General features: G+C 40.4%; 3 protein-coding genes. All 3 read right to left on the bottom strand.

What is annotated here, in order from left to right; genetic code table 11:
- On the bottom strand, positions 1–390 hold a 390-nt coding region (locus tag AB5935_RS28275), incomplete at its 3' end, for a hypothetical protein (RefSeq protein ID WP_368328138.1).
- Between the two features lie 123 nt (positions 391–513).
- Positions 514–861, bottom strand: coding sequence for a hypothetical protein (locus AB5935_RS28270; protein WP_004309324.1), 348 nt, complete (start codon positions 859–861; stop codon positions 514–516).
- A 5-nt stretch (positions 862–866) separates the two neighbouring features.
- Positions 867–1013: ParA family protein (locus tag AB5935_RS28265; RefSeq protein WP_368328139.1), on the bottom strand; the 147-nt coding region annotated here is incomplete at its 5' end.

Genomic DNA, 1013 nt, shown 5'->3' with positions numbered 1-1013 from the left:
AACAATCAGAGAATAATGTTCCTTCAAATAGTCGATAACCAGACGGCTATTAGCTATCAGCTCTGTATCTATTACCGAATACAATTCCCCATTTGAAGCATAAAAGCTATATAGGATACCCTCATTACCGTTGCCGGTTTTGTAAGTGAGTTGAATAGAACCAGCTATTGTTGCCTCCGATACAAGACCATATCGCTTCATTGAAAACTCCATATAGTTCTTGACCTCGTCTATGGTTGAACTTTCAACATGATAAGGCTCCGTCCATACTTTCAACTCCGGCTGAAGCTCTTCAACATCATCCAAAATGTTGTCTTTGCCACAAGAAGTTAATACCAATGGTACTGCCATTAGGAATACTACAATGGCAAATGAGAAGTATTTATTCATATTCATAATATTTTGATTGTTATTGACTTGAATATATCTGTGTATTCACGTGTACGTGTAAACATGTATATATTGCTACACGTACACATACCTATACGTACACATGGCTACGTGTATACACGTTTACATTACATCATTGATGCTTTTGGACTTGACTTTCCGAGCCTTGCCATGCTTCGCCTCGTATGCCTCGATGCCCTGTTTCATCACATACTCCATAAAGGCACGTATAGTGAAACCCTCCTTGTAAGCTATTGCCTGTACCTTATCTACAAGTTCCCTGGAGCAGATAAAGGAGAAATGCCGCCAGGAATTGTCCAGTTGCTCTTTACGTTCTGCCTTGACTGACCGTTTTTCCTGTTTCGGAATTGGCTTGGTCTCGGGTGTTTGTTCTACTGTTTTATTGTCAGGGCTGATAGCAGCACTGCCCAAAATATTGCCAAGCAGAATGTCCATATTGTTTTTTGCCATAGTTGTTATTGGTTACGTGAAAGAATTTCCTCCGTAAGTGCAAGATAATCCTTTGCACCGTTGGAATTTAAATCATACTCGAATATACTTTTGCCACTACCGGCTGATTCAGCCAAGGCGATATTCTCACGGATGCGGGTATTCATGGTGAT

The organism is Phocaeicola sp. RTP21198st1_B8_RTP21198_201120, assembly GCF_040929485.1.
Taxonomy (GTDB): Bacteria; Bacteroidota; Bacteroidia; order Bacteroidales; family Bacteroidaceae; genus Phocaeicola; species Phocaeicola dorei.
This window is presented reverse-complemented; position numbering and strand designations above follow the sequence as displayed.